The organism is Paraburkholderia rhynchosiae, assembly GCF_002879865.1.
In the GTDB taxonomy this organism is placed as follows: domain Bacteria; phylum Pseudomonadota; class Gammaproteobacteria; order Burkholderiales; family Burkholderiaceae; genus Paraburkholderia; species Paraburkholderia rhynchosiae.
Map to the genome: position 1 here is coordinate 56,871 of NZ_PNXY01000012.1, position 26,688 is coordinate 83,558.

At 62.1% G+C, this 26,688-nt stretch carries 27 protein-coding genes and 1 pseudogene; 15 read left to right on the plus strand and 13 right to left on the minus strand.

Annotated elements, in window-relative coordinates:
* Positions 1-47: 47 nt before the first annotated feature.
* Positions 48-227, plus strand: coding sequence for a hypothetical protein (locus C0Z16_RS38375; protein ID WP_208638631.1), 180 nt, complete (start codon positions 48-50; stop codon positions 225-227).
* A gap of 18 nt (positions 228-245) precedes the next feature.
* Here the strand turns inward: C0Z16_RS38375 and C0Z16_RS38770 are convergent, their stop codons facing one another.
* From C0Z16_RS38770 to ribA, 3 genes and pseudogenes are all read right to left on the minus strand, one after another.
* Positions 246-572 carry a glycine betaine ABC transporter substrate-binding protein gene (locus tag C0Z16_RS38770; RefSeq protein WP_102633618.1) on the minus strand — a complete coding sequence of 109 codons (327 nt, stop codon included), beginning with the start codon at positions 570-572 and terminating at the stop codon, positions 246-248.
* Between the two features lie 39 nt (positions 573-611).
* Positions 612-1,854 (minus strand): annotated as a pseudogene (locus C0Z16_RS38775) (tyrosine-type recombinase/integrase); the annotation flags it as partial.
* A 220-nt stretch (positions 1,855-2,074) separates the two neighbouring features.
* Positions 2,075-2,725, minus strand: coding sequence for a GTP cyclohydrolase II (ribA, locus tag C0Z16_RS18030; protein ID WP_102633476.1), 651 nt, complete (start codon positions 2,723-2,725; stop codon positions 2,075-2,077).
* 289 nt (positions 2,726-3,014) lie between these two features.
* On the opposite strand from ribA, the gene C0Z16_RS18035 reads away from it, so the two are divergent.
* Entirely contained in the window at positions 3,015-3,458 is a 444-nt protein-coding gene (locus tag C0Z16_RS18035; protein ID WP_102633477.1) for a CBS domain-containing protein, read from the plus strand.
* Positions 3,459-3,843: 385 nt separating this feature from the next.
* Here C0Z16_RS18035 and C0Z16_RS18040 read toward each other — a convergent pair whose 3' ends face one another.
* Complete coding sequence (locus C0Z16_RS18040; RefSeq protein WP_102633619.1) at positions 3,844-4,188, minus strand: DUF4148 domain-containing protein; 345 nt, start codon at positions 4,186-4,188, stop codon at positions 3,844-3,846.
* A 275-nt stretch (positions 4,189-4,463) separates the two neighbouring features.
* Positions 4,464-5,111, minus strand: a complete 648-nt coding sequence (locus tag C0Z16_RS18045) for a DNA-3-methyladenine glycosylase (protein ID WP_102633478.1) — start codon at positions 5,109-5,111, stop codon at positions 4,464-4,466.
* A 414-nt stretch (positions 5,112-5,525) separates the two neighbouring features.
* Between C0Z16_RS18045 and C0Z16_RS18050 the strand changes: the two genes are divergently transcribed.
* Positions 5,526-5,888, plus strand: coding sequence for a BON domain-containing protein (locus C0Z16_RS18050; RefSeq protein ID WP_102633479.1), 363 nt, complete (start codon positions 5,526-5,528; stop codon positions 5,886-5,888).
* Positions 5,889-6,182: 294 nt separating this feature from the next.
* The gene (locus C0Z16_RS18055) at positions 6,183-7,268 is read left to right on the plus strand and encodes a calcium:proton antiporter (RefSeq protein WP_102633480.1); all 1,086 of its coding nucleotides are present in this window, start codon (positions 6,183-6,185) and stop codon (positions 7,266-7,268) included.
* A gap of 17 nt (positions 7,269-7,285) precedes the next feature.
* Here the strand turns inward: C0Z16_RS18055 and C0Z16_RS18060 are convergent, their stop codons facing one another.
* Positions 7,286-8,179 (minus strand): LysR substrate-binding domain-containing protein, encoded by an 894-nt coding sequence (locus C0Z16_RS18060; RefSeq protein WP_102633620.1) that lies wholly within the window; start codon positions 8,177-8,179, stop codon positions 7,286-7,288.
* Positions 8,180-8,693: 514 nt separating this feature from the next.
* On the opposite strand from C0Z16_RS18060, the gene C0Z16_RS18065 reads away from it, so the two are divergent.
* The 7 genes from C0Z16_RS18065 to C0Z16_RS18095 all read left to right on the plus strand — a co-directional run bounded on the left by C0Z16_RS18065 (position 8,694) and on the right by C0Z16_RS18095 (position 15,107).
* On the plus strand, positions 8,694-9,788 hold the full coding sequence (locus C0Z16_RS18065) for an ABC transporter substrate-binding protein (protein WP_102633481.1): 1,095 nt from the start codon (positions 8,694-8,696) through the stop codon (positions 9,786-9,788).
* Entirely contained in the window at positions 9,785-10,768 is a 984-nt protein-coding gene (locus tag C0Z16_RS18070) for an ABC transporter permease (RefSeq protein WP_102633482.1), read from the plus strand. Before C0Z16_RS18065 ends, C0Z16_RS18070 begins: the two co-directional genes overlap by 4 nt.
* Complete coding sequence (locus tag C0Z16_RS18075; RefSeq protein WP_102633483.1) at positions 10,765-11,655, plus strand: ABC transporter permease; 891 nt, start codon at positions 10,765-10,767, stop codon at positions 11,653-11,655. The genes C0Z16_RS18070 and C0Z16_RS18075 overlap by 4 nt, the downstream gene beginning before the upstream one ends.
* A gap of 40 nt (positions 11,656-11,695) precedes the next feature.
* A complete protein-coding gene (locus C0Z16_RS18080; protein WP_102633621.1) occupies positions 11,696-12,769 on the plus strand; it encodes an ABC transporter ATP-binding protein in 1,074 nt (357 codons plus the stop codon).
* A 66-nt stretch (positions 12,770-12,835) separates the two neighbouring features.
* Positions 12,836-13,660, plus strand: coding sequence for a transporter substrate-binding domain-containing protein (locus C0Z16_RS18085; protein WP_102633484.1), 825 nt, complete (start codon positions 12,836-12,838; stop codon positions 13,658-13,660).
* Between the two features lie 41 nt (positions 13,661-13,701).
* Complete coding sequence (locus tag C0Z16_RS18090; protein ID WP_102633485.1) at positions 13,702-14,448, plus strand: amino acid ABC transporter permease; 747 nt, start codon at positions 13,702-13,704, stop codon at positions 14,446-14,448.
* Between the two features lie 2 nt (positions 14,449-14,450).
* Positions 14,451-15,107 carry an amino acid ABC transporter permease gene (locus C0Z16_RS18095; RefSeq protein ID WP_102633486.1) on the plus strand — a complete coding sequence of 219 codons (657 nt, stop codon included), beginning with the start codon at positions 14,451-14,453 and terminating at the stop codon, positions 15,105-15,107.
* A gap of 96 nt (positions 15,108-15,203) precedes the next feature.
* Here the strand turns inward: C0Z16_RS18095 and C0Z16_RS18100 are convergent, their stop codons facing one another.
* From C0Z16_RS18100 to C0Z16_RS18110, 3 genes are read right to left on the minus strand one after another with little or no spacing between them, the layout of a single operon-like run.
* Positions 15,204-16,514, minus strand: coding sequence for a c-type cytochrome (locus C0Z16_RS18100; RefSeq protein ID WP_102633487.1), 1,311 nt, complete (start codon positions 16,512-16,514; stop codon positions 15,204-15,206).
* 12 nt (positions 16,515-16,526) lie between these two features.
* On the minus strand, positions 16,527-18,779 hold the full coding sequence (locus tag C0Z16_RS18105) for a xanthine dehydrogenase family protein molybdopterin-binding subunit (RefSeq protein ID WP_102633488.1): 2,253 nt from the start codon (positions 18,777-18,779) through the stop codon (positions 16,527-16,529).
* A gap of 1 nt (position 18,780) precedes the next feature.
* Positions 18,781-19,236 (minus strand): (2Fe-2S)-binding protein, encoded by a 456-nt coding sequence (locus tag C0Z16_RS18110; protein WP_025600748.1) that lies wholly within the window; start codon positions 19,234-19,236, stop codon positions 18,781-18,783.
* A gap of 317 nt (positions 19,237-19,553) precedes the next feature.
* Between C0Z16_RS18110 and C0Z16_RS18115 the strand changes: the two genes are divergently transcribed.
* Both C0Z16_RS18115 and C0Z16_RS18120 read left to right on the plus strand, forming a co-directional pair.
* Positions 19,554-19,952: a hypothetical protein gene (locus C0Z16_RS18115; protein WP_102633489.1), complete on the plus strand. Its 399-nt coding sequence runs from the start codon at positions 19,554-19,556 to the stop codon at positions 19,950-19,952.
* A 414-nt stretch (positions 19,953-20,366) separates the two neighbouring features.
* A complete protein-coding gene (locus tag C0Z16_RS18120) occupies positions 20,367-21,185 on the plus strand; it encodes an alpha/beta fold hydrolase (RefSeq protein ID WP_102633490.1) in 819 nt (272 codons plus the stop codon).
* Positions 21,186-21,206: 21 nt separating this feature from the next.
* On the opposite strand, the gene C0Z16_RS18125 is transcribed toward C0Z16_RS18120, so the two are convergent.
* The 3 genes from C0Z16_RS18125 to C0Z16_RS18135 all read right to left on the minus strand — a co-directional run bounded on the left by C0Z16_RS18125 (position 21,207) and on the right by C0Z16_RS18135 (position 24,026).
* On the minus strand, positions 21,207-22,160 hold the full coding sequence (locus C0Z16_RS18125; protein ID WP_102633622.1) for a peptidoglycan DD-metalloendopeptidase family protein: 954 nt from the start codon (positions 22,158-22,160) through the stop codon (positions 21,207-21,209).
* 493 nt (positions 22,161-22,653) lie between these two features.
* On the minus strand, positions 22,654-23,070 hold the full coding sequence (locus tag C0Z16_RS18130; protein WP_102633491.1) for a hypothetical protein: 417 nt from the start codon (positions 23,068-23,070) through the stop codon (positions 22,654-22,656).
* Positions 23,071-23,270: 200 nt separating this feature from the next.
* Positions 23,271-24,026, minus strand: coding sequence for a DeoR/GlpR family DNA-binding transcription regulator (locus tag C0Z16_RS18135; RefSeq protein WP_102633492.1), 756 nt, complete (start codon positions 24,024-24,026; stop codon positions 23,271-23,273).
* 120 nt (positions 24,027-24,146) lie between these two features.
* Between C0Z16_RS18135 and C0Z16_RS18140 the strand changes: the two genes are divergently transcribed.
* Entirely contained in the window at positions 24,147-24,734 is a 588-nt protein-coding gene (locus C0Z16_RS18140) for an NUDIX domain-containing protein (protein WP_102633493.1), read from the plus strand.
* Positions 24,735-24,937: 203 nt separating this feature from the next.
* Positions 24,938-25,294 carry a hypothetical protein gene (locus C0Z16_RS18145; RefSeq protein ID WP_244201271.1) on the plus strand — a complete coding sequence of 119 codons (357 nt, stop codon included), beginning with the start codon at positions 24,938-24,940 and terminating at the stop codon, positions 25,292-25,294.
* A 99-nt stretch (positions 25,295-25,393) separates the two neighbouring features.
* Here C0Z16_RS18145 and C0Z16_RS18150 read toward each other — a convergent pair whose 3' ends face one another.
* On the minus strand, positions 25,394-26,554 hold the full coding sequence (locus C0Z16_RS18150; protein ID WP_102633495.1) for a porin: 1,161 nt from the start codon (positions 26,552-26,554) through the stop codon (positions 25,394-25,396).
* Positions 26,555-26,688: the final 134 nt, after the last annotated feature.

Here is a 26,688-nt window from a genome sequence, read left to right on the forward strand (position 1 = left end):
GCAGCCGCACTGTCAACACGAACAAGGCGCAGGTTCGAGTCGAGAGCATGCGGGTCAAACAGTCGCTGCTTGGTGACAGCGTCGAGATGGGCTGGGTTCTGGCTGCGCTCGCGCAGCCAGAGGGCGCTCACCGGACGGCGCTGACCGTCCACGATGATGTCGATGCGGGCGCTAGTCTTGTCTGCATAGAAGGAAATGGAGTTCATTGCGATGCTTCCTTTCGTTGAGTAGACGGAGCGGACCCCTTACAGGCCCAGCGAGCGCTTTACTGCAGGAAGCGCTTCTTTGCCGTCGATGGTCGTTACTCCCGAAAGCCATGAAGAAAGAAAGTCGTGGCGGCTTCGAAGGTAGGCCTTCGCCGAGTCGGTGGCGTCCTTCTTCGCCATGATCTGAGCCATAATTTCGCTTTCCATATCGGGCGTGAATCGTAGCTGCGCCAGCAGCTTCGACGCGTTGGGGCACGTGCCTGAAAAGCTTGTAGACAGAACGGTGTAGACCTTGGCGGCTCCGTAGTCCGGACCGAACACGTTGTCGCCACCCGTCAAATACTGCATCTTGATGTCCAGATTCATCTGATGTGGAGACCATCCAAGGAAAACGACGGGTTCTTCGATCTCTTCCAAGCGATGCGACAGTTTCGTGAGCCACTCGCGCCGCTCTCTATCGTAGGTATGCCGGTTATAGATACCGATGATTCCAGGCTGGACATGACCGAGGACGGCCTCGGCGATTTCGTTCGGACAACCAGGTGTTGCAAGCAGTGTGCGGGTCGTGCGTCGAAGGTCGTGGGCGGACCAATGCGTCACGGGTAGTCGCGGGCGATCATGGTTCGGTGCGACTTTGCAGTACGGCTGATCATAGTAGACGCCGTGCTGGACCACGGTCTGGCCCATCGTCTTCCCACGCGCCGAAGGAAACGGAACCGTCCCCTTGCCTGATCGAGCCGTCGCCGCACAATTACCTCGGCGCGGCCCACGAGCGGCACTCGCAGATCCGTTGCTTTGTCGCTATTAAGGCCCTTTGTCTTTTGTTTGGGAATCGTCCACCAAAGACCATCGCTTTCGTCAGCGATCTCGTTGCTCTCCATAGCGACAGTCTCGCCCCCTCTTGTGCCAGTCCACAGGTAGAGCGTCAATGCATCGGCGACAGTCAAGCTGAAATTCGGCAGCCATCGCATCAATGTGCTCAGTTCCTCTACCGGGAGCACCCTCTTTTGTGTTCCGGTATATTGGCCCTCGACCTTGCGCCCTTTGCTCTTCAGTCGCCCTCTTAGAACTCCTTCCACCAGTTAGCGGTGTTTTCAGGAAGACGACCAGCATCGAGCGCGTAGTGCCAGGCACCGTCAAGCTCCATGCGAAGGCGAGCTGAGCACTGGAGTCGACCGATATGATTCGAGCAGATCGAAAGCCGCGGCGCGCGTGATGGTGGCCGCAGGCTTATCCGCGATAGGCCCTAACATCGCTTTGAAGATACGTGCGACCTCGACTGCACCTTTGGTCTTCCGGTCGACTTCTACATGCCCCCGCAGATAGTCGCGGCACAGTTGTTCGACGGTGTAATTGTTCGGTGATGAATGAGTAGCCTCTGCTTCCGTCATTCGACGCAGTGCGCAAAGCTCGGCGCCCGAGTCTCTCTCGACGCGGCTCTTCTCCCACGCGGCGATGGCTCCGGCAAACGACATTGCTGGCCATTCACCGAGCTTCACTTGCCGCATGCGGCTATTGACCGGTGACTTGTAGCGATACGTCCACGATTTCCGGCTCTAGACGCTTGCAAGCGCAGTCCGGGAAATCCATCAAAGGTCATGTGATCGCCGCTCGGCAGTGTGGCTGCGGCACGTGCATCGAGGCGCATTCTTCCCTCCGCGTACGTTTTTCTGAGGCAAGAATATCCAGCGTAGGTTTCCTTGGCAACGCCGAAAAAACCTACGCCGACGTTGCAAGTTTAGACATACAGAGACAAGCGTCGATGTGCCGACTGGCGCCGCCAATAGGAGTGCTTTTTGTTTATTTTCAACCACTTGCGGACTACTTTGGCTCTCCTTGGGAGACAGCAGACCGATTCCGGATTCGCGCTACTCGTTCTCGTCGAAGTAATGCCCGAACTTGAGCTGCTTCGTGCGGATATAGCGCTCGTTTTCTTCGCGCATCGGAATGGCGAGCGCAACGCGTTCGCACACGGGAATGCCGTGCTTCGACAGCGTGTCGAACTTCTCGGGATTGTTGCTCATCAAGCGGACCGACGTCACTTTCAGCGTGCGCAAAATGCCCGCCGCCGAGTCGTATTCGCGCGAGTCGTCGGGCAAGCCGAGATCGAGATTGGCCTCGACGGTATCGCGCCCCTGCTCCTGTAGCGCATACGCGCGGATCTTGTTGGACAGGCCGATGCCACGGCCTTCGTGACCGCGCAGATACAGCAGCACGCCGCAGCCTTCAGCCGCGATATAGCGCAGCGCGAGATCGAGTTGCTCACCGCAATCGCAGCGGTATGAGCCAAGCACGTCGCCGGTCAGGCATTCGGAGTGCAATCGCGTCAACACTGAAGACTGGTTCGCGACATCGCCCATCACGAGCGCAAGATGTTCGGCGCCGCTTTCGACCACGCGAAACACGTAAGAGGTGAACGTGCCGTAGCGCGTGGGAAGCGTGGCGGTGGCGTCGAGTACGACGCATTCGCCGTTAATTGCGCCGTCTGCTGCGGGCGACGGATCGTGAGACGTGAGCATGGCGTTAGACAGTGGTGCTGGACATGAACCCGATCAAACCGGGGATAAGGTACGGACAGGAGTTTACCGCTAATCGGCGCACCGCACCCGGATGCCCATGCATGGCGCACGGATCATGCACCACTGAAGCGCCAAAAACGCCGCAGCCGCACGCCCTACCCCATCTGGATGCTTTGCGCGCTCCAGGTATTCCCGAACACACTCGCCGGCGCGTCGAGCCTATACTGGAATGGCCTGTCCTCGACAGCCCGCCGCGCTGGCGTGCTGCACTGCGAAACGGAGCCGCTCCATGACAACCGTTGCACAGCTTCTTAAAACTAAACCGAACAACACGACCGTTTATACAATCGGAGCCGATGACTCCGTCTATGAAGCGATCAAGCTGATGGCCGAGAAAGGCATCGGTGCGCTGGTCGTGACAGATGGCGACAGCATCGCTGGGATCATCACCGAGCGCGACTACGCTCGCAAGGTCGTGCTGATGGACCGGTCGTCGAAGGCGACGCCCGTACGCGAGATCATGAGCAAAGCTGTGCGCTTTGTCCGCCCCGACCAGACCACCGACGACTGCATGGCACTCATGACGGAGCGGCGCATGCGTCATTTGCCGGTGATCGAAAACGACAGGCTGGTCGGCATGGTATCGATTGGCGACCTCGTGAAGAACATCATCGCCGAACAGCAGTTCACCATTCAGCAGCTCGAGTTCTACATTCACGGCGAGCGTCCCTGACGCGCCGCGCCTATCGCATCGCCAAGCCTCGAAAAAAGCCCAATCGCGAAACGGTTGGGCGAAGCTACCTTGCGGCAGCGGAGGTTCCTGGAATTGTGGACGACGTCAACATGGCGCCGCGATTTCGGCGGACTTGCGGCTTGACTCTTGCGTTCGCAACGCTGCATTTCGCGCGTGACTCCAGACCGGGATTCTGCCTGGAGCGATGCCGCGCGCCGCTTTTGCTCGCGGCGCGCACGCTGGCATTCAACTACGTCTAGACGTCGCACTGCTTGCGGACCGGCTGCGGGGCGCTCATCTATTGACGACTGATGACGACTGAACGCGTGGATCTCGCCCCGGCTACCGGTTGCAGCCTCAACTATCTGACGCTGCCCGATTCGGCTCAGTTACCGAAGTACACCGACTTCGGGCCGGTCATTGGCTCGCGCACGCGGCCCGACTGCGACGAGCCACTCGTCATGCCGCCGTAGCCGCTGGTGTCGGCGACTGGCTGCTGGGTTTGTGCCACTACCGGGTTTTGAGCCTGCACGCGGCGCTCGGCGGCCTGCACATCGGCCGGATAGTTCGGGTCGTTGCGGACAGCCGGGTTATAGCCGGCTTGTTCCAACTGGATCAGTTCGTTGCGCACTTCGGCGCGGGTCACGGGTTGCTGGCTCGACTGCGCGAACGAAGCGACCGGAGCGGCGAGAACGGCTGCAATGGCAACTGCCTTGATAAGCGATTTCATGATCATTACCTCCAGACCTGGTTTTATTTGCTGCGCTTGCCACACCATGTGAGAAGCCAGTGATTCCAGTCTAGTCACCGGCCCGCCAAGGGAAAACCCTTGATTCTGAGATACATAATTGTCGTAATCGAAAAAGCGCGACGAAGTCATCGCCGCTCGTCATGCAGCCTGCATCGTCCCAGTAATAATTGGTGGGTTGATAACCCCTTATGCTCGACGTATCGGAAATGCACCGCTTGCGAGGCATGATCTGCTGCTGATCGTTGAGCCAAGGGTCAGTTTTGCGGGGCGCTTGCGAGGTCCGCGTGCGGTGCCTGAAGCAGCTTGCGCGGCCCGCTGACAAAAAGGCTGCCGGGCTCGAAAAAGCGCAGCGGCCGATGGGTCTCGCGCGACAGGCCAATGCGCGTCGTCACGCCGACCGGCACGTCGTCCTTCTCGATGACGCCGATCCACAGATCGCGCCCGGTGCACAGATCGCGGCCGTCGAACGATTGTCCGATGCCGAGCGCCGTGGTGAGCCGCCCCGGTCCGCGCGCGAGATCGCGCAGCGGCACGCCGGGCCGACGAGCCTCTATCAGCGGCAAACCTTCCAGCGGCTCGATCGCGCGAATGAGGATTCCGGCGCCGACGTCCTCTGCTTCGGCGGACATATTGAGCATGTACGAGAGTCCGTACGTCAGCCGCACGTACGCGTGGCCGGGTGCGAGGAACATGGAGCCGTTATAGGGACGGCGTCCGATGAATGCATGGCTGGTTGAGTCGCCGACCGGATACGCCTCGGTCTCGACGATCCGGCCGCTCATGCGCCCCTCGGGCAGATCGTGCACGAGGTACTTGCCGATCATGAAGCGCGCAAGTTCTGCCGCGCCGACAGGCAAATCGTCACGCGACAATGGAATGATGGGAAGCAACGGTTTGCGCATGCGTTTATGCCTTCTTGTGTCCGTTCATTTATGTCTTCGCTTTTCTGCGTTCGTTATTCTGGGTTGCGTCCGACCGCGGCGCGAGGTGCGGTATGCGAGACCGACCCGGCATGCAGCAGACGTCGATAAGTCATCGGCGCGACCGTTGTAGCAAAGCGTCATTTCCAGGCACCGCCGCCTTCGCCCTGGAACCAATTGGAGTATCGTTTGTTTCCGGCCCGCGGCAAGCCTTTGCCGGCACACGCCGGTATACATCGGCTTCGGGCCGCCTGAAGCAGCCTCGATGAGCATGTAGATTCAAGCATTCGCAAGACCCGCAACAACGTCCTTCCGATTCGATTCCGCTTTACCCGTAGTGCAACACATGGTCCCGCGTCCGGGACAAGCGTACTCACGACAACAGGAGAAACTCGAATGAAAGCATCCACGGCAATGAAGATGGTCGGCAGCGCACTCATCGTGCTGGCCTCCCTTAGCGCGAACGCACAAAGCAGCGATGCGGCGGCGGCGCCGGCAGCGGCGGCATCGTCGGCGGCAACTGGCAAGCAGGCCAAGGCCGCCAACCGCTCACTCGCGCGCAAAGTCCGCAGCACGCTCGCCAAGACGAAGGGCGTGAGCGTCGCGAACATCAACGTTCGCGCGCGCGGCGGTGCGGTGACGCTGGCAGGCACCGTGCCCGACCAGTCGCAGGTCGACGTGGCCACGCAAGCGGCGCAAGGCGTGGCCGGCGTGACGTCGGTGAAGAACGCCTTGACGGTTCGTCCGGTCGGGCAGTAAAAGCCGGCGCCGCTGTAGCGCAAGCAGCATGATGCGCGAGTGCCAATGTCGTGCAACCGGACATTGGCACTCGCGCATGTCGTAAAGGCATTGCGCACGTGTTGTCCGAGTGCCTTGCGGCCGGCGCGACGTGACACCACGCCGTGGCAAATCACCCTCTTCTTCGCAAAAGTACAATACAATTCAATGCGTTGAATCACATTCCTGATGCATCAGTTCAAGTCATCACCCGCTCCATTTCCGAAGCCACGCCCCTTCGCACCATCAAAAAAGCGTTAAAAGAAAGGAAGTCCGATGACCACGCCCACGACCGTCGTCTTGCCCCGCTGGACTCTGGCCGTGCCCTTCCTTGCGTGGATCGTGTTCGGCGCGGCCTACGCGTTGCCGGGCAATGGGCTGCTGCTCGCGCTGGTCGGCGTCGCGCTGTGCGCGGCGGTGTTCGCGGCTGTTCATCACGCGGAAGTGGTCGCGCATCGCGTCGGCGAACCGTTCGGCACGCTGGTGCTGGCGGTGGCGGTCACCGTGATCGAAGTCGCGCTGATCGTGTCGGTCATGCTGACGTCCGGTCCCGAGAAAGCCGGCCTTGCGCGCGATACTGTGTTCGCCGCGGTCATGATCGTCTGCAACGGGATCGTCGGGCTGTGTCTGCTGGTGGGCGGCATTCGCCATCGCGAGCAGGATTTTCAGAGCCGCGGCGCGGCTGCGGCTCTCGCGGTGCTCGCGTCGTTGTCCGTGCTGACCCTGGTCATGCCGAATTACACGACGACAAGCGCCGGCCCCATGCTGTCGCCGTCGCAACTCGCGTTTGCCGGCGTGTCGTCGTTGGTGTTGTACGGCGTGTTCGTGTTCGTGCAGACGGTCCGGCATCGCGATTACTTCCTTGCCGGCGTGCCCGATGAAGACGTGCATGCCGCGCCGCCAAGCGCCAGGCTCGCGCTTGCGAGCGGCGGTTTGCTGCTGGTGTGCCTCGTGGCGGTCGTGGTGCTTGCGAAAATGTTGTCGCCGGTGGTCGAGATAGCAGTGCACAACGCGGGCGCGCCGCCGGCGGTGGTCGGCATCGTGATTGCCGCGCTCGTGCTACTGCCCGAAGGCCTCGCCGCCGTGCGCGCGGCGCGCGCCGACCGCTTGCAGAACAGCCTGAATCTGGCGCTCGGCTCCGCGCTCGCCAGTATCGGCTTGACGATTCCGACCGTGGCCGGCGTGTTTCTGTCGACGGGACAACCGCTCGTGCTCGGCATCGACGGAAAGGAAACCGTGCTGCTGGTGCTCACTCTGATCGTCGGCACCCTCACGCTCAGCAGCGGGCGCACGACGATTCTTCAAGGCGCCGTGCATCTGTCGCTGTTCGCGGCGTATCTGTTTCTGTCGTTCGCGCCGTGAAGCGTTGGCTTTGACGCCTACTCTTCCCAATGCGCCGCGATCCAGTCGCGAAACAAATTCAGCTTCTGCTGATGCGCGACCGAGTCCGGATACACGAAGTAATAACGCCAACCGGTCTTGAGTACCGTATCGAACGGTCGCACGAGACGCCGCGCGGCGACGTCGTCGTCGATCAATGCGAGGTCGCTGATCGCCACGCCGAAGCCCTGCAATGCGGCGTTGGTCGCCATGTCGAGCGTGTCGAAACTCGGGCCGTGTTCGGCGTCGATCGTCTGCGAGTTGGCCGCGGCCCCCTCTGAGACCTTGGCGAGCCACATCTTCCAGTCGCGATGATCGCGCGTGGGATGCAACAGAGTATGACGCGCAAGATCCGCGACCGCCGCGAGCGGTTTGTCCTTCAGCAGATCCGGCGCGCACACCGGCGTCAGACGCTCCTCGAATAACGGCACCGCCTGCACATCCGCACCCGGCGACGAGCCGTAGATGATCGCGGCATCGAACGGTTCGAGCTGAAAGTCGACGTCGTGCTGCCACGTCGTGGTGATCTGCACATGGAGATCGGGATACTCGGCCTGGAAGCGCATGATCTTTGGCAGCATCCAGCGCATCACGCAAGTCGGCACCTTCAGCGCGAGGTCTGTGCGTTGCCGCGTGAGCCGCAACGAAATTTCCTCGATGCGCGCGAAGCTTTCCTTGACCGCCGGCAACAGCAACTCGCCTTCGGCGGTGAGGGTCAGCCCTTTCGCGTGACGCTTGAAGAGCGGGAACTTGTAATAGTCCTCGAGCGCGATGATCTGCCGGCTCACCGCGCCTTGCGTGAGACATAGATGATCCGCCGCGCGCGTAAAGCTGCGATGGCGCGCCACGGTTTCGAAAATCTGCAGCGCGTTTAGTGGCGGAAGACGTCGCATCGAAGTATCCGAATCAGGAAAAGTCATTGAGGCGGCGAGACGCACGCGTCCCTCCGCGCTGCTTAACACCCAACAGGATACGCGATCGCGCATAGCCGCACGAGTTGTGGCCAGACTCATTCGCATGCGTGCGGCTCATGCGCTTATAAAAAACCGCGCCGTCCACACGCATGGCGCACCGGCGCGGGGCAGAACGCGCCGGCAAGCGCACCAGAACCGAGCTTTGCTCATACCTTGGCCAAACCGCGCATCGCGGCAAAGCATGAACGTTAACCCGAATGCGCCAGTGGCTCAGCGTTCGCAGCGCCTGGCCGTCACGCCGCACTACATCCGAGGACGCGTTGCGCATGAGATTCCGTCATGCCCTCCATGCGCATATTTCGTTTGTTGGGGGAATTTGGCAAACCTAGAGTGCATTCACACGCGGCGCATCGGGCAATGCCGACGAACGATGCGGTCACAGCGGTCACAGCGATCATCACCAGGCAACAGGCGTTCAACACAGGAGACCGCCATGCAAGAGATCAAACGGGGCAGAAGGCAGGCCATCAAGGCGATTGGCGCAGCGCTGGCGGCGTCCACGCTGCCGATGCCGTTCGTCAACCTGCGCGCGCAGCAGCAGAATTTCAGCGGCAAGACGTTGCGCCTGCTGACCTGGTCCGACGACACCGGCGCCGCGGCCCTGCGTAATATCGCCGCCACTTTCACCGCGAAGACCGGCGCCAAAGTGATCGCCGATCGCGCCGACGGCACCTCCGGCATGGTCGCGAAGGTCAAGGCCGCGGGCGAGCGGCCGACCTACGACGTCATCACGCTTGCAGGCGTGGGCGCAGCCGGTCTCGGCGATGCGGGCTTGCTGATGAAGCCCGATCTCGACAAGCTGCCGAATCTGAAAGAAGTCGCGCCGCAATATCGAACGGGCGCGAACGGCTTCGGCATTGGCTACCTGCTGTGGTCGGACGGTCTCATCTACAACACGTCGACGGTGAAGAGCGCGCCGTCGTCGTATGAAGCGCTGTGGGACCCCAAGTACGCCGGACGCCTGTTCCTGCCGCCGCCGGAATGGGCCGAAGCGGTCGATCTGGCGATCATCGCCGCGAAGATGAACGGCGGCTCGCAGCAGAACATCGAGCCCGGCTTCAGGAAACTGATGCAACTGAAAGATCATGTGATGACGCTCGGCGAAAATCCGAACCAGGTGGCCGATCTCTTTCGCACCGGCTCGCTCGACATTGGCGGCATCTATTCGCCGGCCTTCTTCCCCGCTCAGATTCGCAAGCCCGAATACAAGATGGGCGTGACCTACGGCATGAAAGAAGGCTTCGCCACGCAACTTATGTTCACGGTGATTCCGAAGTCGCATCCTGGCGACAGCGATCTGATCCACGCCTTCATCAACCATTCGCTCGATGCCGGCGTGCAAGGCCGCATGGCCGCAGACGTGCTCAACGGCCCGGTCAATTCGAAAGCGGTGATTCCCGCCGAAAGCCGCGCGTTCGTGCCGAGCCCGCAGCAGATCGCCGAGAAAGCCGTGCTGCATGACGACAAGTCGCTCGCCGCCGTGCAGCCCGCGTGGATCAAGCGGTACACCGAAATCTTCTCGGCATGACGACGATGCTCGCGCGCTTCTCGCGGCGTGCTGCAGCGGCCTCCTCCGATGCCACGGCACACGAGGCGGCGCCTGGCATGAGCGCCGCGCTCCGCGCCGCACAAGCCGCGGACGCGCCTGCGGCTAGCGTGGCGCAAAAGGCACGGCCGTGGCTGCTGCTCGCGCCTATCCTGCTGTTTCTCGCGGTGCTCGGCGCAGCGGCGCTCGTCGTGCTGCGCATGAGCTTTGGCACGCAAGGCAACGAATGGCATGGCTTCACGCTGCAGAACTACGCCGATCTGCTGGACGGCTACTTCATGAGGTCCTTGTGGCTCACGTTGAAGCTCGCGTTCCAGAGCATGATCTGCGCGGTGCTGCTGGCGATTCCGGTTGCGCTCGCGATGGCGCGCACCAGGTCGCGTCTCGCCCGGCGCCTGTTGCTGGCCGGCGTGCTGCTGCCGCTGCTGGTCAATCTGCTGCTGCAAGGGTATGGCTGGCTGATCATTCTCGGCCCCGCCGGTTTGCTCAATCACGCGCTGCTGGGCAGCGGTCTCATGCATCGTCCGTTGATGTGGCTGTATCGTGAAAACGGCGTGTTGCTCGGCCTGATTCAGACTGCGTTTCCACTTGCGGTGCTGCCGCTTTCGAGCGCGATGCGCACCGTCTCCAGTTCTTACGAGGAAGCCGCGGCCACGCTCGGCGCGACGCGCTGGCAAACGCTGCGTCATGTGTTGTTGCCGCTGGCCATGCCCGGTCTGGTATCCGGCGCGCTGCTGGTGTTCGCGTATAACGCCAGCGCGTTCGCGGTGCCGCTGCTGCTCGGCGGACGCCGCGTGCCGATGCTCGCGGTGCTGGTTCACGATCAGGTCGCGCCTTTGCTGAATTGGCCTGCCGCGTCGGCATCGGGTGTCGTGTTGATGATCGCGACACTCGCAGTGATGGCGCTTTCACAACGACTCGTGCGCCGCACGCAGCGTCTCGCCGAGGAGCCCCACGCATGAGCACGCCTATCCAGGCCGCGAATCTGCAACGTGCGTCGCGGCCACCCCGTTCGCCGCGCCTGTCGAACGCAATGCCCGGCCAGCTCGGCAAAGCCACGGCGTTGCTCGCGGCTGTCGTGCTGTTCCTCGCCGCGCTGCCGATCCTCACGATGATCACCATGTCGTTCAGCGCGGCCGACACGCTCGAATTTCCGCCGCACGCGTACGGTCTGCACTGGTATCGCGCCGCATGGCAGAGCTTCGCGTCGCCGGATGCAACGAACTCCCTTTCGATGGGCGCCGCGCTGGGCACGAGCCTGATCGTCGCGCTGTCGACCATGCTGATCGCGACACTCGTCTCCGTGCCGGCCGCTTACGCGCTGAGCCGCTACCGCTTTCGCGGCAAACCGGCCGTCGAACAACTCGTCGCGTTGCCGCTCGTCTATCCGCTCGTGATGCTCGGCCTGTCGCTGTTGCTCGTGTTCAATGTGCTGCCGGTCGAACTCGGCGTATTCCGCCTGATCATCGCGCACGTGATTCTGGCGCTGCCGTTCACAGTGAAGAACTGCGCGGCGTCGGTCGCCTCGATTGGACCCGAGTTCGAGGAAGCGGCCTGCGTGATGGGCGCGAGCCCTAGCCGCGCGCTCGTCGACGTAATCCTGCCGCTGATGCGCCCGGGCATTCTCGCCGGCATGCTGTTCGCGTTCATCGTGTCGTTCAACGAATTCACCGTGACCTTCTTCCTGTACACCATCGACACGATGACCTTGCCAGTGTGGCTCTACAGCCGCACGGTGTCGTCGCTCGATCCGACCGTGTTCTGCTTCGCGGTGTTTATCGTCGCGATCGACTTCGCGCTTATCTGGCTGCTCGAAAAGCTGATCGGCGACGAAGGAGTCGCGCTGTGACCGCTTGTTCTTTTTCGACGCCTTCTTGCTGGAGCATTCGATGACTCATCTGACCTTGCAGGCCGTGACCCGCCGCTTCGGCGCGGCCTATGCCGTCGACAGCGTCGATCTGAACGTGCCCGACGGCAAGCTCGTGTGCTTTCTCGGCCCGTCCGGCTGCGGCAAAACCACCTTGCTGCGGATGATCGCCGGCCTCGAAACGCCGAGCTCGGGCAGCATCGAATTCGCGGGCGCCGACATCACGCGCGTGCCGGCCAACCAGCGCGACTTCGGCATGGTGTTTCAGTCGCTTGCACTGTTTCCGCATATGAGCGTCGCGCAAAACATCGCCTATCCGCTGAAGCTGCGCAAGACGCCGAAGCCCGAACAGGCGCGCCGGATCGCCGAATTGCTGGAATTGATCCAGTTGCCGCATATGGCGAACCGGCCCGTCACGCAGCTTTCCGGCGGCCAGAGGCAACGCGTGGCGATTGCGCGCGCGATCGCATCGCAGCCGAAACTGCTGCTGCTCGACGAACCGCTTTCCGCGCTCGACGCCAAGCTGCGCGAAGCGATGCAGGTTGAAATCCGCCTGCTGCAACAGCGCCTCGGCATCACGACGATCATGGTCACGCACGATCAGCGCGAAGCAATGACGATGGCCGATGAAATCGTCGTGATGGAAAAAGGCCGCATCGCGCAGGTCGGCAAGCCGCTCGACATCTATCGCGAGCCCGTGAGCGAGTTCGTCGCGGACTTCATCGGTCTCGGCAATATCCTGCCGGTTACCTACGACGGCGCGGGCGCCGTCAGTCTGCCGGGCGGCCTGCGCATCGCCGTGTCGCAGGCGGCTCGCGTTCCCGAGTCCACCAACGACATCCGCCTGCTGATCCGCCCCGAGGACGTCTGCGTGAAAGCCGCGACCGACGCCGCGGGCCCGAACCGGCTGGCGGGCACCGTGACGTTTATCCGGGACGTGGGCGCCTCGCTGGAGGCGACGATCGATTGCGCCGGCTTCACACTGACCGCCGCGACCACGCCGCGCGAAACGCCAGGGCTTGCGCTCGGCATGCCGGTGCTCGCCGAATTGCCGCCGCACGCGTGCAAGCTGATCGCCGCGCGCGCGGTGCAATGACCGCAGTGCAGTGACATCAATCGCATTCCAACACAACAGTTCCATATTTTCGACAGAGGACAGACCATGAACCAGCTCAAGCCCGTTCAATCGAATGCTCGCCGCGTGTTCGCCACGCTCGCCGCGACGCTCGCCTTCACCAGCGCAGCCGCGCTCTGCGCGTTTTCGCCGGCTGCGCATGCCGATGCGCTCGACACCATCGCGAAGTCGGGCACCGTGCGCATTGGCGTGTTTATGGACTATCCGCCGTTCGGTTCGATCGGCCCGGACATGAAGCCCGTAGGCTATGACATCGACGTCGCCGATCTGATCGGCCGCGCGCTCAACGCGAAGGTCGAACTCGTGCAAGTGACGGGCGACAACCGCATGGCTTACCTCGCGGACCACAAGACCGACATGCTGCTGTCGGTCGGCCAGACACCCGAGCGTGAGAAGGTGATCGACTTCTCGCAGCCCTACGCGCCGTACTACCTCGCGGTGTTCGGCCCGAAAGCACTGCCGGTCAAGAATGCCGCCGATCTCGCCGGCAAGTCGATTTCGGTCGCGCGCGGCACGCTGGAAGACCTGAGCGTGACGAAGATCGCGCCGCCCAGCGCGAACATCAAACGTTTCGACGATCCTAACGGAGCAATTTCGGCGTTTCTTTCTGGTCAGGTACAGTTGATGGTCGTCGGCAACGACGTCGGCGCCACGATTCTCGCGCGTCATCCCGCGAACGATCCCGAGCAGAAGTTTTCGCTCTTCAGCTCGCCGGATCACGTCGGTTTGAACAAGAACGAGCCGCGTCTGAAGCAGAAAGTCGACGAAACCATAGCCAAGGCCCGCAAGGACGGCACCATGAACGCGATCTCGCAGAAATGGCTGCGCACGCCCCTGCCGGCAGACCTCTGAATTTCCTGTACGGAGTTTGACCTCACGATGAGCGCCACGTCATGACCTATGCGTTCGATTTCAGCGGCTTCGGCCTGTATGCGGGGATGCTTGCACAAGGCGTCGCCGTCACTTTGGGGCTCACGGCCATCTCGACGCTGCTCGGCGGTCTGGTCGGCATCGCCGGCGCGAGCGTCGCGGTGGCGGGACCAAAATGGGCCCGCTGGCTCGTGGCGAGCTATGTGGAGCTGATCCGCAATACGCCGTTCATCGTGCAGTTGTTCTTCGTGTTCTTCGGCTTGCCAAGCCTCGGCATTCATATCGACGAAATACAGGCCGCGATTCTGGCGATGACCGTCAACCTGGGCGCCTACGCAATCGAGATCGTGCGCGCGGGCATCGATTCGATTTCGCGCGGCCAGGTGCAGGCGGCGCAGGCGCTCGGCCTGCATGGGCGCCAGGTGTTTCGCTATATCGTGCTGCCGCAGGCGCTGGCCAACGTGTTTCCCGCGCTCTTGAGCCAGGTGTTGATCGTGATGCTCGGCTCGGCGGTCGTGTCGCAGATTTCCGTTCCCGATCTCACGTACGCGGCCAACTTCATCCAGTCGCGCAACTTCCGCTCGTTCGAGAGCTACGTGATCATCACCGCGACGTATCTATTTCTGTCGATCGCGTTGCGGCAAATTCTCAACCGGTTCGGACGTGGGCTGTTCGCGGGCCGCACCGCGCGCGGTGCCGACAGCGCGCCTCGCACGTGGCGCACTCGCCTGATGTGGCGCGGCGCCCGCACCCTGCCGACGGAGCGTTGATCATGGTCGAATTCACACTGTGGGACATCGCCCGCAATCTGCTGCTGGCCGCTCGCTGGACGGTGCTGCTGTCGTTGATCGCGTTTGTGGGCGGCGGCATTGTCGGGCTGATTCTGCTCGCGATGCGCGTGTCGCCGGTCGCATGGCTGCGCCGCATCGTCGTGCTCTACGTGGAAGTGTTTCAGGGCACGCCGCTGCTAATGCAGCTCTTCCTGGCATTTTTCGGCTTGCCGCTGCTTGGCGTCGACGTATCGCCGTGGGTCGCCGCGACCGTCACGCTGACGCTTTACACGAGCGCGTATCTGGTCGACATCTGGCGCGGCTGCGTCGAAGCTGTGCCGCGCGGTCAGTGGGCTGCGGGCGCGAGTCTCGGCATGACGTTCGGCCAGCAGTTGCGCTATATCGTGTGGCCGCAGGCGCTGAAAATCGCCGTTGCGCCGACGGTCGGTTTTCTCGTCCAGGTGGTCAAGAGCACCGCGCTGGCGTCGATCATCGGCTTCACGGAATTGACGAAGACCGGCACCATGATCACCAACGCGGCGTTCCGCCCGTTTCCGATCTACGGCATGGTCGCGATGATCTACTTCGCGATGTGCTTCCCGCTGACGTGGTATGCGCGCCTGCTGGAAAAGCGGCAAAAGGTGGGCCAGCATCGCTAGACATGCGCGAGGCGCGCGCCTGACAGAAAGCAAAAAGCGTCAACCGCCGAAAGACGGTTGACGCTTTTTCATGCCCTGGCGCGTTACGAGCTACCGCTAGCGAGCCGCTTGCGTCGACTTGCGCAGCTTCGTCACATCGGCGGCCGTCACTGCCGGCGCGCCGTTGTTCCAGCCGGCGCGTACGAAAGTGAGTACGTCGGCGATCTGCTGATCATTGAGCACCGGCGCGTACTTCGGCATCGGATACGGCGCGGGAATGCCGCCGATGACGAGATCTTCGGTGCCGTTCAGCGTCACGTTGATCAGCGACGACGCGTCCTTCTCCAGCACATTCGGATTGCCGGCCAACGGCGCGAGCATCGGCGCGAAACCGCGTCCGTCGACGCCATGACAATGCATGCAATACGCCGTGTAGACGCGCGCGCCGGCATCGTTCGCGGGACGGTTCAGCGACACTTTGGTTGCTTGCGGATCGAACGTATAAGGCGGCGCGCCGTTGCCGCCCGCCGCCGGCAGCGACTTCAGATAGCTCGTCATGGCCGCGATATCGGCGTCGTTCATGGCCTGCGTGCTGTTGTTGATCACGCTGGTCATCGAGCCGAATGCGGACGCGTGACGATTCGCGCCGGTCTTCAGGAACGCCTGCAAGTCCTGATCGCTCCAGCGCCCCAAGCCGACGTTATGCTCGCCGGTCAGATTCGTCGCGAACCAGCCGTCGAGCAGGCCGCCCGTCAGGAACGCGCTGCCGCTTTCGTCGAGCGCCTTCTCCTGGAACGCAATGCCGCGCGGCGTATGACATGAGCCGCAGTGTCCGAGTCCCTGAATCAGATAAGCGCCGCGATTCCATGCAACGTCCTTGCCGGACTTGTTCTGGTACACGCCCTTCTCGAGAAACACCATGTTCCAGAGCTTCAACGGCCAGCGCATGTTAAGCGGCCATTTGATGTCGGGCTCGCGATTGGCCTGCTGCACGGGCGCAACGCCACTCATGAAGAACGCGTAGAGCGCTTTCATGTCCTCGTCGTTGACCTTTGCATACGACGGATACGGCATCGCCGGATACAGGTTGTGCCCGTCTTTCGCGACGCCTTCGCGCATTGCGCGGGCAAAGTCCTCTTCCGAATAACTGCCGATGCCGGTTTGCGGGTCGGGCGTTATGTTGGTGGTGTAGATGTGACCCATCGGCGTGTTCATCGGCAGGCCGCCCGCGAACGGTTTGCCCTTCGGCGCCGTGTGACACGCGATGCAATCGCCGGCCTTCGCCAGATAAGCGCCGCGCTGCACGAGCGCCGGGTCGGCCGCCTGTCCCGCAACCGCCGCTGCCGCCGCCGCTGCCGGCGATACCTGGATCAGTAGCGGCAACGCCACGCACAGCGCCGCACCGAAACCCTTCAGTGTGCTTTTCATGTCGGGCTCCCGTTAAGCGGTTTGCAGTTGGCTGCCGACCGGCAATTGCCGCAGCCGCCTGCCGGTGGCCGCGAAAATCGCGTTGGTCAGCGCGGGCGCGAGCGCCGCTGTGCCTGGTTCACCGATGCCGCCCGGCGCCTCGCTGCTCTTCACGATATGCACGTCGATAGGCGGCGTCTGGTCGATACGCAGCATCCGATAGTCCGTGAAGTTGTTCTGCTCGACGCGGCCGTCCTTGATCGTGATCTCGCTATAAAGCGCCGCCGTGATGCCGAAGATGATGCCGCCCTGCACCTGCGCTTCGATCGTGTTCGGATTGACCGCCATCCCGCAATCGACCGCGCACACCACGTGCTTGACCGCCACCTCGCCCTGATCCACGGCGACATCGACGACGATCGCGAAGTAGCTGCCGAACGCATGCATGACCGACACGCCGCGCCCTTGCCCCTTCGGCACCGCGCTGCCCCAATTGGCCGCCTGCGCGGCGGTATTGAGCACGTTGAGCGCACGCGGCGTTTTGCCGAGCAGATCGCGCCGGTATTTGACCGGGTCCACCTTCGCCTCGGCCGCGAGTTCGTCGATAAAACTTTCGACCACGAACGTGCTGCGCGTCGGGCCCACGCCTCGCCAGAACGCGGTGGGAATCGCGTGCGGTTCCTGGCGCACGTAGTCAACCCACTGGTTCGGTAAGTCGTACGGCAGGTCGGAGGCAACTTCCACTGCGTCGGGATCGAGCCCGTTCTTGAACGCGGGCGGCGCGAAGCGCGCGAGAATCGACGAGCCGACAATCCGGTGCTGCCAGGCGAGCGGCTTGCCGTTCGCGTCGAGACCGGCGGAGATCTTGTCGTAGTAGTAAGGCCGGTACATGTCGTGCTGAATGTCTTCTTCGCGCGTCCACAGCACCTTGACCGGCGTCGACACCTGCTTGCCGATCTTGACCGCCTGCGTGACCATGTCGAATTCGAGCCGCCGCCCAAAGCCTCCGCCGATCAGATGGTTATGCACGACAATCTTGTCGGCGGGCAAGCCGGTGACGGCGATCGCGGCGTCGCGCACGCGCGTGGGCACCTGCGAGCCGATCCAGATTTCGCAGCCGTCGGGCCGCACATGCACCGTGCAATTGATCGGCTCCATCGTGGCGTGCGCGAGAAACGGCTGCTGATAGACGGCATCGACACGGGTCTTCGCGTTTGAAAATCCGCGCGCGACGTCGCCGTCTTTGCGCGCCACAGCGCCGTTGCGCTGCGACGCCTGGGCAAGGTCGTCGACGATCTGCTTCATTGAAAGCTTTGCGCCCGCGCCCTCGTTCCACTTGATGTCAAGCGCCTGCAGCCCGCGTTTGGCGGCCCACGTGTGATCGCCGATCACGGCAACCGCGTTGTCGATCTTCACGATCTGTCGCACGCCGGGAATCTTCTTCGCGTTCGTCTCGTCGACGCTCGCGAGCGTGCCGCCGAACACCGGACAGTTCGCGATGGCGGCATACACCATGTCGGGCACGCGCACGTCGAGGCCGAATATCGCAGTGCCGTCCACTTTCTCAGGCGAATCGAGGCGCTTCACTGCCGTGCCGATAATCTTGAAGTCCTTGGGGTCCTTCAGCGGCACGTTCTGCGGCGCGGGCAGTTTGGCTGCGGCATCCACCAGCTGACCGTAGCCGATGCTGCGATTGCTCGCCGCGTGAATGACCTGGCCGGCTTGCGCATGGCAACTTGCGGCATCCACCTGCCATTGCTGCGCAGCCGCGCTGATGAGCAGCGTGCGAGCGGTCGCGCCGGCTTTGCGCATCGGCTCCCATGCATAGCGAATCGACGTCGAACCGCCCGTGAGCTGGCCGCCGAGCAGCGGGTCCGTGAAGAGCTTTTCGTCCGGCGGTGCATGGTCGAGCGTGACGGTGTCGAGCGACACTTCGAGTTCTTCGGCAATCAGCATCGGGATCGAGGTGTAGACACCTTGGCCCATCTCGACCTTGGGAATCACCAGCGTGACCTTGCCTGCGGTATCGATCTGGATGAACGCGTTGGGTGCGAACACGCCGTCTTGCGGCGTTTCGTTTGCGTCGCCGCCAATCACCGACTTGCCGGCCTTCTGGTCCTGACTGACGGCAGGCATGCTGAAGCCGAGCAGCAATCCGCCGCCCGCTGCCGCGCCCACGGTCACCCCGAGCTTGAGAAATGTGCGGCGCGAGAAGCCGCGCGGTTCGTTCGCTTCCGCCTTCGACGCCTTCGCGCCGTTGTGTGCATCGAGCAATCCCTGAGACATGTCAGACTCCCTTCGCCGCGTGCCTGATCGCCGCGCGAATGCGGTTGTACGTGCCGCAGCGGCAGATGTTGCCCGCCATAGCGGCGTCGATGTCCGCGTCGGAGGGATTGGGGTTGCTCGCAATCAGCGACGCCGCCGACATCACCTGACCCGACTGGCAGTAGCCGCATTGCACGACGTCCAGTTGACGCCACGCCTGCTGCACTTTCTGGCCTGCCGGTGTGTTGCCGACCGCTTCGATCGTGGTGATTTTCCTGTCGCCGACAGCCGCCGCCGGCAATACGCATGAACGCACCGCAACACCGTCGAGATGAACGGTGCAGGCGCCGCATTGCGCGATACCGCAACCGAACTTGGTCCCCGTCAAGCCGACGAGATCGCGCAAGACCCACAACAGAGGCATGTCGGGCGGCGCATCGACGGTATGAGTCTCGCCATTGATGTTGAATGTTGTCATGAGCGGCTCCTTGTGGGGTTATCTTTATGAGTCTGTTTAGACAGGGATGCCGATCAAAGCGCAATGACTCGCCGCGTTTATTCGACAGCCCGGACTAATACGCAATGCCAATGCGTGCGCTTGCAAGACTGCACGTCATGCATCACGCGAAATGCACTGTGAAGGTCCGGCGAATTGTAGCGGTGCATTCAGAAATTTGCCCGGACCCCCGCACGCCTACTGTCATGCCTGAAAACGCGGCCGCGCAATTTTGTTAGCATGGACGCGGCTTGAAGCAATCGCGTCGACCCGTACCGACACTCCGAAGGAGCAGCACCATGAACGACCCGCAATGCATCGAATTCCTCTCGGACATCCGCAAGCCGCTATTGGCGTTGCATAAGGCCATACTCGATCACGAGCGCGCCTCGTACGAAAAAGAATTTGGCCCGGTCACGCCCGCGGCCTTTCAGCAAGTGCTGATCAACGGTTCGGGGTTTCGTTGGCTGACGCCGCTTTCGACGATCATTGCTAACGTCGACGAAATTCTCGACGACAAGGAGGCCGACGCCGCCGACCGGCTTGCCGCCGCAGAAGCCGTTACAGGTCTCTTCTCCGCCGATCAGCCGAACAACAGTTTTCTGCCGCGTTATCTGCCGCTGTTGCAGGCCGATCCGGCAATACTGCATTTGCATGGCCAGGTATCGCAGTTGTTGCGCGGCGCGCAGACCACGTAGAGATCATGTAAAGGACTCGCGTTTGTATCGACGGCTCCCGGATTTACTCACCGTTGAAAAGCATGCGGTTATGGCGCGCGTGCGTCGATTCCGTACGGTTGCTCGCGAGCGGCTCAAGCTCGTCAACGAAGGATTACCAGGCCTTCACAACCGAGCCCACACGAAAATGCCGTGTTTCAAGGCCATTCATGCTGGATTCGTAAAGATGCGGCATGCGTTACCCGCGCCGATGCATGCCGAGCGCGCGTTTGAACGGCGCCTTGCTCACATTGCCTGGGTTTGCTGAACAAAACAAAGGTGAGCTTTTGCGGGACGCGCGTGACGGCGCTAGCTGGCGTCGCTACGCACAGCCGTCCTGCAGGCAGTCCGAAGCCCTGCTAAGGTAAGCGAACTTCGTCACGACCGCTCACTGCCATGAACCACTGGCCACTCCCCGAAACCTATACGTTCCGCGATCAAACCGTGCGCTTCAATGTGACGGGGACCGGGCCGCCGCTGGTGCTGGTGCATGGCACGCCGTTCTCTTCGTATGTGTGGCATCGCATTGCGCCGCATCTCGCGCAGATTCGCACCGTCCATTATTACGACCTGCTCGGCTATGGCCAGTCAGCGATGCGCGACGGCCAGGACGTGTCGCTTGGCATCCAGAATGTTTTGCTCGCCGAGCTGCTCGCGCACTGGCAGCTGAAGAGCCCGGACGTGATCGCGCATGACTTCGGCGGGGCGACGTCGTTGCGGGCTCATCTTATCGACGGCTGCGATTACCGCAGTCTTACTCTGATCGATCCGGTCGCGCTCGCGCCGTGGGGTTCGCCCTTCGTGCAGCATGTGCGCCGGCACAGCGACGCGTTCTCGGCAATGCCGCCGTATATTCATGAGGCGATGGTGAAGGCGTATGTGCGCGGCGCGATCGCGCGCGACATCGCGGATGAAGAACTCGCGCCGTACGTCGAGCCGTGGCTTGGCGCAACGGGGCAAGCCGCGTTCTACCGGCAGATCGCGCAAATGGATCAGCGCTACACCGATGAAGTCGAAGCCCACTATCCGCACCTGCGCTGTCCGACGCAGATCCTGTGGGGCGAAGAGGACCAGTGGATTCCGCTGGAACGCGGCCGTCATCTTGCCGCGCTGATTCCCGAGGCGCGCTTTCAGGCCGTGCCGGGGTCGGGTCATCTGATGCAGGAAGACGCGCCGGAGGCAATCGTTGCGGCGGCGCTGAGGTGGCTCGACTGACTCCACCCGGGCGATGTGCGTCTAGCCGCGTCCTTGCGGCAGATACGGCATGGGATCGATGGGCTTGCCGTCGCGGCGCAATTCGAAGCCGACCGACACGCGCGAGTTGTTTTCGTCGCCCATCTCCGCAATCTGCTGTCCTTGTCGAACGATGTCGCCGGTTTTAACCAGCAGCTTGCGGTTGTGCGAGTAGGCGGTCAGAAAGTCCTTGTTGTGCTGGACGATGATCAGACTGCCGTAGTTGTTCAAGCCCGTGCCGGCGTACATGACTTTGCCGTCGGCCGCGGCGCGAACCGGATCGCCGGGTTTGCCGCCGATCTCGATGCCACGCGTCTCACCCGGCTGAAATGCTTCAACGACCCGCCCCCCCGCTGGCCACGCGAGCGAAACGCCGCTCGCGTGCCGCGTGGTTTGTTGCGCGACTTCGCGCGCTTCGGCGGCGCTCGGTGCGGCCGATGACTGCGCCGCCGTCGACGCGGCTACGGATGACGGCGCGGCTGCCGAAGAGTTCCGCCCGGCAGACCCGCTCGACGTTGCAGCGGCGGCTTTCGCCGCTGCCGCTGCCGAGTTGACCGCCTGCACGGTTTCCGGCGATGCCACACGCAGCACCTGACCCGTCTTCAATCGCGAGGACGGCTTCATGCCGTTCCACGCCTGCAACTGCCTGACGCTGCAATGATGATGCTGCGCGACGCGCGCCAACGTGTCACCGCGCTTGACGCGATAAACCAGCGGCGGCGCTTTCCTGAGTGGCGCGGCTTCGGACGCGCCAGCCGCAACTGAACTCCCCGCCGATGCAGCGGACCCCGCCACGCCCGGCACATTCGCCGTGCCGGCCACCGGTACACCCGACGCCGCCGATGCAGCGCCAGCCTCTGCGCCCTGCTGGACTACGTTGGCACAACCGCTCATCGCCAGCGCGAGCCATGCACCGGCCACGCTGATCATCATTGCCCTGTCGAAACGCTTGCCCATCATGTTCGACTCCTGCCTTGTCCTGTAGGACTTGTAGGCCTTGTAGGCGGGTCCGATGCCGCCTTGCCGCTTGCAAGGCGCGCGCTTCGTATCACGCGCTGCCTTGCCTTGCGACATGGCGAGCGCCTCATATGGCCCTCACCCTGCCTTGCCGGCTGACCCCGATTCGTCGATTCGTCGATGCGCCGCTCTCGCGACGGCGGATCCAGGCGCTTTAAGCAGCCGATCTTCCGCGGACAGGGCCAGGTGCGATTAAATTTCCAGCCGAATTGTAAAGTGGGTTTAAAGAAAACACTGCGCGTCACACAGTCTGATACAAACTTTACGCGCGGCATTGCCTGGCTCGTTGTGCGCGCAACGTTGCGCCGGGTGCTGGCTGGCAAAAGCCGCCCGAACGACGCCTTCTGCTTAACGGCACGCCGCCACTAGAACTTGAATTGGCGGTTCGAAAAATGCGATGGTCTTCCGTCCATCGCGACACGCTCGACACGCGCTAGCTGTAGTACTGCCCCGCGTATCGCACATAGCCGACCGGATGATGCGTGAAGTGCAGGACTGGCAACACGGGATTGCTGTTGTCTTCGGTGGGATACGCGCTCGCCTCGGGGATGTATTCGCCTTGCGCCTCGATGGGCTGTCCGGCTTGCAGGCCAGGAATCTCCTCGGCCAGTCCTTCGTTGTCGCCGAAACGGACCGCAACGAACACCTCCGTGCCTACGAGCTCCTGCGTACCGCCTTCGAACTTCAACACCTTGTCGATCCTGACGATCAGGTGCTGATGATTCGCGCCATGGTGATGGCCCGGACTCGCGAACACCTTGCTGATCGTGCCTTGCACGCAGGCCAGCGGCGCACCGAGCGAATGAACATAGCGGTGATGAGGAAGGATCTGCGTTGCGCGATTGCTCATGAAATCTCCGTGAAAGAAGCGAGGCTCATATACGGCGAAAAGAAGGCGCGCATGAAGGCAGCGGCGCGCTCACTTTGAACTGGTCACCGAGCAGGAGTTCATGCGTGCCACGGTCACGGATTCAGAGGCTGCCATGTAAAGAGCCTGTCGCTAAGCGAACCGAGTCAGAAGTGCAGAGAAGTGCGCTGAAAACCGCGCCACTAAGCGCGCATGACCGTCACGCCGAGCGCCTCGAAAGGCGCAATGAGCGACTCGGCCGTGCTTCGTTCGACGACGATCGTGCTCGCCGCCGACACATCAGCGATCTTGTACGCCGACGCCGCGTTGAGTTTTTCCGCCGATGCCAGCACCACGGTCTCCGCGGCGTGTTCGGCGAGCGCGCGCTTCACGTAGGCCTCTTCGATATCGCCCGTGCTGAGGCCCGCTTGCGGATGCACGCCGGTCACGCCCATGAAGTACAGATCGGCGCGGATATGGCTGAGTGCTTCGATGGCTGCCGCGCCGACATTGACCATGGAGTGTCTGAAAAGCCGCCCGCCGATCATCACGACTTCGAGGTTGGCGTGCTCGGCGAGTTCGACCGCGATGCTCGGGCTATGCGTGACGATCGTCGCACGCAAGTCACGCGGAAGATGGCGCGCGAGTTGCACGGCAGTCGTGCCGCCGTCGACGAATGCGATCTGGCCCGGCCCGATCATGCCCGCCGCGGCCCGGCCAATGGCGGCCTTCGACGCCGATTCGATCCGCTCGCGCCCCGCCAGATCCACCGCTGCCGGCGACGCCGGCAACGCGCCGCCGTGCACGCGCTGAAGCTGGCCTTCGGCCGCGAGTTCACGCAGATCGCGGCGAATGGTGTCCTCGGAGACGTCGAATTCGGCGCTAAGCGCTTTCGCGATTACCTGTCCGTCGCGCCTAAGCGCTTCGAGGATTAGCTGTTTTCTTTGCGATGTAAGCACGGCGTCCTTCGCTGCCTAATTCCGTTGACTGCACGAAATTACTTGTTGTTGCACGATATCGCACGATACCATGCTTCGTACGCGGACCAAGCCGCGTTCAGCCAATCAGAGGTGCGAGCTATGGATGGAACCGCCGGACGAGTGCGGATCGTGGACGTGGAGGTGCTGTCGGACGACTGGTACGTCCTGAAGAAGACCACCTTCGACTATCGGCGCGCCGACGGCTCGTGGCAGCGGCAAAGCCGCGAGACCTACGACCGCGGCAACGGCGCCACGCTGCTGCTGTACGATCCGCGCCGGCGCACGGTCGTGCTGACGCGGCAATTCCGCCTACCGGCGTTCGTCAACGGTCATCATGGCATGTTGATCGAGGCGCCCGCGGGCCTGCTCGAGGCCGCGTCGCCCAAGGAGCGGATTCGCGCGGAAGTCGAGGAAGAAACGGGTTATCGCGTGCATGAAGTGCGCAAGGTGTTCGAGGCGTTCATGAGTCCGGGTTCGGTTACCGAAAAGCTGCATTTTTTCGTCGCCGAATACGACGCGCTCGCAAAGGTCGGCACGGGCGGCGGCCTCGCGGACGAAGGCGAGGACATCGAGGTGCTGGAACTGCCGGTGGATCAGGCGCTCGCGATGATCGAGCGCGGCGAGATCGTCGACGGCAAAACGATCATGCTGTTGCAGTACGCGCGGTTAAATCTGCTCCACGCTTGAGCGCACCGTCGCCGTATCGGCGCTCGTCTTCACGCTTTAGGATTTGTCCGAAGCCTCATTAGGAAACGGACGATAGGTTGAAGCAGGCAAAAAAAATATTCTTAGGTCTCTTTTGATGCCGACCGTCGGGCGCCCTGCGCACCGCCGGTTACTCAACGGAACACCTTCCCTTCAGAATATTTTTTTGCTTCATCAACCTGTTATTGGGCGATGAAGAAGTCGAGGCTCAAGTGGATTCTCTTACGTCAGCACACCGCTTCATGAGCGGTTTTTTCTTTGGCGCCGTGATCGCTACGGTCATCATGGTGCTGCTCGCTAGTGCGGGCGAGTTTTCCCCGTTCATGGCCAGAATGCACGCGCTCGAACAGGTCATTTTCACGGCGGTTACCTCGCTGCTTATCGCCGGCACCAAACCGCTTTTGTATAAGACCGTCTGGAGCGAACGCCGCAGCAGTTTCATCCTCGACGAAGACCTGAGCGCAACGCTTCGTGGCAGAGCTTTTGGTATTCCCGCCGGCGTGATGATCGGCATTCTGATTCAAAACGCGCTGTTGAGTTGAGCATTAACTCAGGCGGCCGGGAATTGCTATCGGCAAGAAAGCGCGCCCGGTGAATCGTTCACCGAGGCGCGTTTTTTATCGACGCCGAATCAAACAGATCTAGAACTTATGCCGTATTGCCGCGCGGACCACCACCTGTTTCGACGTCGATGACGGTGCCTGTGCGCCGGGTATAAAAGCTTCGTCCAGAATCGAATATGTCGAGTCGCCGGTAATCTGCTGATACTCGCCCTGAATGTAGACGTCGGTTCGCTTGGACAGGTTGTAATCGGCCATCAAACCAAACGAGTGTATTTTCGGTTTCACGCCGCCGCTCGACGCATCGTAGGTTTCCATCGTGTACACATACTGCGCGCCGACAAACAGCATCGGTGAAACCTGGTATTTGCCATTCACCTCGAAGTTCTGATACTTCAACGAGTTGAGCAACACGCCCGGCGGTACGAGCGGCGTAATGCCAAGATAACCGTTGCCCGTCGGATTCAGATAATTCGAGTTGCTATAGACAAAGCCCGCCGTCGCCGGACCGAAGGTGTACGTGATGCCGCCGCCGAATACGCGCATGCGGGCCGCGACGAAACTCGCGTCGTTGGCGGTAATCGCTCCATTTGCTCCATTGCCCGGATTGTTGGCCTGTAAATACGCTGCGCTCACCAGCAAGCCGCCATACGCGTACTGCCCGCCCACGCTGTATGCGCGGTTATTGCCGAAGTTCGTATCGTTGCTGAAGCTGTAGGTGCCGCCGAATTGAAAACCGCTGATAGACGGGCTCGTGTATTTGACGGTGTTGTCGAGACGAAACGAGTTGTCGGTGTTGTCGTTATCGTAGGGATGCGAGAAAAGGGAGCCGGCCCAGTTGCCATTGGCCGTGGTTTGCGCCAGATAATCGACCACCGAATCGTATTGCCGCCCGAACGTCAATACGCCGTAACGCTCGGCGCTCAAGCCGACGAAAGCCTGCCGCCCGAACATCCTGCCACCCTGATTGAAGCGTCCTGAACTCACGTCGAAGCCATTCTCAAGCTGGAAGATCGCCTTTAGCCCGCCGCCCAGTTCTTCGGCGCCCTTGAGGCCCCAGCGGCTGCCTTGCGCATACCCGCTCACCAGCTCGTAGACATGGCCGCGGGCGGCATTGTTGGTGTAGTTGATACCCTCGTCGAGTACGCCGTACAGCGTGACGCTCGTCTGCGCCGAAGCGGGCGGGGCGAAAGTGCCGGACACAGCGGTGGAAACAGCCAGCGCGAACACTTGCTTGTTCATGACGATCCCCCTGCACTCGAGTAATGGGACAACTCGATCCGACGCTTTCTTTTTCGACGCTAGGACAACGCGCTTGTGGAGCCTCACGCGCTTTCTGGAAATCCTCACACGCCGTAAGCCGTCCGTCCATTGGG